This is a genomic window from Stenotrophomonas sp. HMWF023 (assembly GCF_003060985.1).
Taxonomy (GTDB): Bacteria; Pseudomonadota; Gammaproteobacteria; order Xanthomonadales; family Xanthomonadaceae; genus Stenotrophomonas; species Stenotrophomonas lactitubi.
Genome location: NZ_QAIJ01000308.1, coordinates 1 through 5,048, shown reverse-complemented (window position 1 = coordinate 5,048; position 5,048 = coordinate 1). Strand labels below are relative to the sequence as shown.

Sequence of the window (5,048 nt, the reverse complement as noted above, 5' to 3'; positions counted from 1 at the left end):
TTTACCGCCTCCCGTCGGATTCTGGGTGATTTCCGAGGCCACCTGCATCACGCCAAGGGCACGGTTGAAGACCAGACGGTAAATGCGGTTCATCGGTAAATCTCCATGAATTGACCGGTGGCACAGCAGGCAGGTTTTTTTTGAGGTGATGTCGTCCCGCCCTGCTCCACCCGGGGAACAAGACCTGCGGTATCAACCCTGGAAAACGATCACACTTTCACGTCAGAGCGTTGCAGGAACTGCGCCCCTGCACGTCCGTCACCGCGAAAACTCCCCGGTTTCGCTTGACGAATGGGCGCACTGTGCGACCGTCGCCGCCAGCACCACGTGAATCCGGCACGTTATTTTCATGATGGCCGTCAAATAATCACGGCAGTCGTCACGACTTTGCCGAAAATGCACATTCTCTTGTTCCGGCAAAACGGGAATATCCCTATTCCCGCCGCACCCGTTACCGGCCTCAGCTGCTGGAGAGTTTCATCAGCACCAGGCCGGCGACGATCAGTACCGCCGCGCCAATCCGCATCGGGTTGACCTGCTCCCCCAGGAACACGATGCCGACCACGAAGGCACCGACCGCGCCGATACCGGTCCAGATCGTATAAGCGGTGCCCAGCGGCAGGCTGCGCATGGCGACGGCCAGCAGCCAGAAGCTGGCGATCATGCCGACGATGGTGATGACGGTGGGGGTGAGTTTGGTGAAGCCTTCAGATTGCTTCATCGACACGGCCCAGACGATTTCCAGCAGGCCGGCAAACAACAGATAGATCCAGGCCATGACAGCCCTCCTTTGGTAGGGCCAGGCCGTCCTGGTCATTGAATCCCGATGTGGGGGAGGTCGTTCCTCCTGCGGCCGGATTCTAGCAACGGCGGCAGCCCTGGGCCGATGCCGCAGGCAACGGGTTACATCGGATTCAGCGCGTGAAGCTGGCGTCAGCACCCATGCCTGCGCTAGAATGCGCGTCTGCCATCGGTCAACTGATGCGCAGTCCGGCTGTGGTCTCCGGCGCACGACGCGCTGCTTCCCCTGATCCGTGAATCGGCCGCCTCCGGGCGGCCAACGTCTCTATGGTGGCCCCGTCGGCCCCTCGCGACGCTAGGTCGAAAACTCCGCCAGGGCCGGAAGGCAGCAACGGTATCGATCGACGCGGGCGCCGAGGTCAGCCGGCGGGGCCACCGCCTTTTCAGGCGATACCCCGCTCTGGTAGATGCCAACCTTGGTTGGCGCCCTTCGCCGGGCATGGCCGGGCGCTATCGTGCCTCGGGCGTACCCTGATGGAACGCCACCCGCCAGCCTGTTGAATGCATACGCCACAGCGAGCTGCGCAGCACCCAGCGCTGCGGTTGACCATCGACGTGATAGCGACTGCGGTAACGCACCTGGGCCAGCCCCTCTGCCAGCATCCACACGGTGTACTGGTCCGACTCGATCACCACCTGCGCACGCTCCAGCGGGATCTCTTCCAGCGCGGCTTCACGGCCGTAGCACTGGCCGGAGCTGCCGATCTCGCTGAAATCCTCATCCAGCAATGCCGCCAAGCGCTGATGATCTGCGCGCAGCTGCGGGCAATGCAGCGCACGTTCCAGCCGCTCCAGCTCGGCAGCCAACGCCGGCATTGCGGCGTGGCCAGCGCTGCTCACGGCGGATCCTGCGCCAGCACGTGCGGGGTGGTCGGCGGGGCCAGCACAACGCACTGGCCGGGCTGTGCCACCCGGTGCCCGCGTTCGGCCAGGGCCTGGCCATCGGCCACGCTGGCGTAGTGGTACAGCATCATCCGTGCCTGCAGTTCGGCGCTGTACTCGCGTTCCAGGTCATCCACCCCGGTATGCGAAGGATTGCCATGCAACCCGCAATCGTGGGCGATCAGTTCATTGTCGTTGGCAAAGCGCGCCAGCATTTCCGGAATCGGCCGGGTATCGCCACTCCAGGTCAGCGCGCCCTGCAGGCGCAGGCCATAGGCCGTCTCCGGCCAGTGGTGGCGCACCGGGAACACCTCCAGGCGCACGCCTTCGTGCCAGAACGCATCGCCCACCACGATCAGCTGGAAGGCATCCCAGAAGTTGGCACCGCCCTCTGCCAGCACGTTCGGGTAATCGCCGATGCGCTTGTGCAGCAATGGCACCACGGTGGCCGGCACGTACAGGCGCACCTTGCCGCGCCGCTGCGCGCTGAAGAAGGTATCCACGAACAGCCGTTCGAAACCGGCCACGTGGTCCAGGTGTACATGGGTGACGAACAACGCCTGAGGCAGATGCCCGTAGTGCGCCTTGAACGCGGTCAGGCCTTCACCACCACAGTCGATGGTCAGCCACGGCCGTCCATCACGCTCGATCACCGACATCGGCGAACCCAGCTCGACCGCCGACGCATTGCCGACGCCGAGGAAACGCAACGACCAGTCCATCAGGTGCCCCGGTTCCAGGCCATGTCATAGGCGCGACGCAGGCGCGCGTAGTCTTTTTCCACGTCTTCCACGCTGCGCTCGCCGCGCAGCTTGATCAGCGAGCGCAGCAGGCGCTTGAGATTGCGCTCGCGCCAGGCCGTGGCCGGGATGCGGATCACCCCGCGATCGAAGTCGATCAGCCAGCCATGGCCGTTGCCGTCGAACAGGATGTTGTGCGCGTTGAGATCGGCATGGTCCAGGCCGGCACGGTGGAAGCGCGCGATCATCCGCCCGGTTTCCTCCCACGGCGCACCGCGCCCGGCCACCAGTGCGCGGTCGGCCAGCGAGCGCACCCCTTCGATCCGTTCCATCAGGATCGCGGCGCGGTAGCGCAGGCCCTCACGCATGTAGAAGGCGGCAATCGGCCTGGGCACCGGCAGCTTCTTCTCGCGCAGTGCGCGCATCAGCCGGAATTCGGCAAAACTGCGGGTCCGGTCCGCCCCCCGCCAGATGTACTGGTCGTGGCTGATCCGGGCCGCCAGCCCCCCGCGCAGGTAGTGCCGCAGCACGCTGGGACCGAACGGCGCATCCACGAACCAGGCGCTGCCGCGGCCGCCCTCACCCACCGGCCGGGCCTTGCCGGCCCAGTGCTGTGGCGAGAACAGACCGATGTCGGCTTGCCGCAGCCGCTCGCGGTCGAACAGAATGGCCCCGATGCCGCGACCCTCGCGGCATGGCGTCAGCGCTTCATTGGCGTCGAATGCGACCATTCCTTTGAGTCTAACAACACATGGCATCAGCGTCCTCCTCCTTGTGTCTTCTGCGCCTGTCCGCTCTTGGCGATGTGACCCACGTAGTGCCGCTGGTGCGCACCCTGCAGGCCGCGCGCCCGGACACGCCGATCCACTGGATCATCGACAAGGTCGGGCAGAAGCTGCTTGATGGCCTGCCGGGCGTCACCTTCCACGCCTACGACAAGAAGACCGGCATGGCCGGGGTGAAGGAACTGCGCAAGCAGCTGCCGCCCGGGCGTTTCGAGGCGCTGCTGCAGATGCAGGTGGCATTCCGCGCAAACGTGCTGTCGGCCTTCATTCCTGCCGAGCGTCGCATCGGTTACGACCGCAGCCGCTCCAAGGACCTGCACGGCCTCTTCATCAACGAACGCATCGCTGATCGCCCGGGCATCCATGTGCTCGACGCCATCGGCAGCTTCTGCGAGCCGCTGGGCCTGCGCCAGACCGACGTCAGCTGGGACCTGGCCGTGCCGCAGGCCGCCTATGACTGGGCCGCTGCGCAATGGCAGGACGATGGCCAGCCGGTGCTGATGATCTCGCCCTGCTCCAGCCACGTGCGCCGCAACTGGTACGCCGACCGCTATGCCGAGGTCGCCAACCATGCCGTCGCGCGCGGCTGGCGGATCGTGCTGTGCGGCGGCCGCAGCGAACTGGAGCGCAGCATGGCCGACGCCATCCTGGCCCAGCTGGACGTTCCGGCGCTGGACCTGGTCGGCAAGGACACGCTCAAGCAGTTGCCAGCATTGCTGGCCCGCGCCAACCTGGTGATGACGCCGGACTCGGGCCCGATGCACATCGCCAACGCGATGGGCACCAAAGTGCTGGGCCTGCATGCGGCCAGCAACCCGAACCGCAGCGGCCCGTACTCGGACCGCCGCTACTGCGCGGACCGCTACGACGACGCAGCGCGCAAGTACCTGGGCAAGCAGGCAGCCGACCTCAAGTGGGGCACCAAGATCGAATTCGACGACGTGATGGAACTGATCACCGTCGAGGACGGCATTGCCGCGTTCGAGCGCTACGTGGCCGACCACCTGGGGTAAGTGGCGGACCGAACGGTTGAGCGGGATCTGATTGGTGCGGACCTTGGTCCGCACCGTCCCGCAGCCCGGCGGCTGCATCCACGCATGGCGTGGATCCATTGCATCGGGCTACGTGGGATTACGCGCGCTGCGTGTAGTCCTGGTAGGACTTTTCTTCCACGTAGGCCGAGCCCAGCGCCAGGTTGATCGCCTTCTTGATCCGCGCGCGTTCGTCGTTGCGCAGGTACACGCTGCGCGCCAGGTCGATGAACCCCTGATCGAAGGCCTGCGCCTTGTCCTTCAGGCGGATGTCGTCCTCGATCTCCCACAGCTGCTCGTTGACCGTCTTCAGCTCGGCACGCAGCTTGGCGATGTCCTTCACTGCCGCCGGGTGCGCCATCCAGGTGGTCTCCAGCGCGGACAGCTCCTTGCGGACGTTGACCAGCTTGCCTTCGTCACTGATGCGCTCGGACTTGATCTGCAGGATCGAGATCTTGTCCAGCAGCTCGCCGAATGAAACGGGGACGAGGATTTCAGCGGTCATCGAGGGAGCTCCAGCAGGTGATGCGCACATGGTAACCCGTGCCGCGCGAACGCTTCGCCCCTTCGTTGCATGGGTCCTCAAGGCAGGACTGGGGGAGAACCCGCTGTCCATCCGTTAGTGATCGGGAGAGACGGCCTGCGCGCTGGACTCTCCCGACCCGACCCCGACGGACTGGAGCGCTGCACTCCCTGCGCTCACACCGTAACGCGTTGATATCACGCGATATCAGCACGTTCATGCAGCGGGGAAGTGGCGGGACCGCACTTCACCCCTCTGCCGTGGAACTCCGCATGCACCCATTTCC

The 5,048-nt window shown here is 65.3% G+C and carries 7 protein-coding genes and 1 other RNA gene; 2 read left to right on the top strand and 6 right to left on the bottom strand.

The annotated features are described in order from the left end of the window. The coding region (locus DBR20_RS23455) for an ESPR domain-containing protein (protein WP_258223422.1) at positions 1-93 on the bottom strand (93 nt) is incomplete at its 3' end. Positions 94-460: 367 nt separating this feature from the next. After that, entirely contained in the window at positions 461-778 is a 318-nt protein-coding gene (sugE, locus tag DBR20_RS18115; RefSeq protein ID WP_089239132.1) for a quaternary ammonium compound efflux SMR transporter SugE, read from the bottom strand. 299 nt (positions 779-1,077) lie between these two features. On the opposite strand from sugE, the gene ffs reads away from it, so the two are divergent. Next, positions 1,078-1,174: signal recognition particle sRNA small type (gene ffs, locus DBR20_RS18110), an RNA gene on the top strand. 77 nt (positions 1,175-1,251) lie between these two features. Here ffs and DBR20_RS18105 read toward each other — a convergent pair. From DBR20_RS18105 to DBR20_RS18095, 3 genes are read right to left on the bottom strand one after another with little or no spacing between them, the layout of a single operon-like run. Beyond that, on the bottom strand, positions 1,252-1,641 hold the full coding sequence (locus tag DBR20_RS18105) for a DUF4440 domain-containing protein (protein ID WP_108267441.1): 390 nt from the start codon (positions 1,639-1,641) through the stop codon (positions 1,252-1,254). Then, complete coding sequence (locus DBR20_RS18100; RefSeq protein ID WP_108267438.1) at positions 1,638-2,405, bottom strand: MBL fold metallo-hydrolase; 768 nt, start codon at positions 2,403-2,405, stop codon at positions 1,638-1,640. Before DBR20_RS18100 ends, DBR20_RS18105 begins: the two co-directional genes overlap by 4 nt. Then, positions 2,405-3,154, bottom strand: coding sequence for a 3-deoxy-D-manno-octulosonic acid kinase (locus tag DBR20_RS18095; RefSeq protein WP_089239126.1), 750 nt, complete (start codon positions 3,152-3,154; stop codon positions 2,405-2,407). The genes DBR20_RS18100 and DBR20_RS18095 overlap by 1 nt, the downstream gene beginning before the upstream one ends. Positions 3,155-3,174: 20 nt before the next feature. Between DBR20_RS18095 and DBR20_RS18090 the strand changes: the two genes are divergently transcribed. Further along, complete coding sequence (locus DBR20_RS18090; protein ID WP_108267436.1) at positions 3,175-4,221, top strand: glycosyltransferase family 9 protein; 1,047 nt, start codon at positions 3,175-3,177, stop codon at positions 4,219-4,221. Positions 4,222-4,339: 118 nt separating this feature from the next. On the opposite strand, the gene DBR20_RS18085 is transcribed toward DBR20_RS18090, so the two are convergent. Then, positions 4,340-4,744: a DUF6165 family protein gene (locus DBR20_RS18085; protein WP_100463379.1), complete on the bottom strand. Its 405-nt coding sequence runs from the start codon at positions 4,742-4,744 to the stop codon at positions 4,340-4,342. Positions 4,745-5,048: the final 304 nt, after the last annotated feature.

What these genes read in the sequence shown, in the direction of transcription:
- DBR20_RS18090 (WP_108267436.1), top strand. Translation starts at nt 3,175, where the DNA reads ATGGCATCAGCGTCCTCCTCCTTGTGTCTTCTGCGCCTGTCCGCTCTT.
- sugE (WP_089239132.1), bottom strand. Translation starts at nt 778, where the DNA reads ATGGCCTGGATCTATCTGTTGTTTGCCGGCCTGCTGGAAATCGTCTGG.
- DBR20_RS18095 (WP_089239126.1), bottom strand. Translation starts at nt 3,154, where the DNA reads ATGGTCGCATTCGACGCCAATGAAGCGCTGACGCCATGCCGCGAGGGT.
- DBR20_RS18100 (WP_108267438.1), bottom strand. Translation starts at nt 2,405, where the DNA reads ATGGACTGGTCGTTGCGTTTCCTCGGCGTCGGCAATGCGTCGGCGGTC.
- DBR20_RS18085 (WP_100463379.1), bottom strand. Translation starts at nt 4,744, where the DNA reads ATGACCGCTGAAATCCTCGTCCCCGTTTCATTCGGCGAGCTGCTGGAC.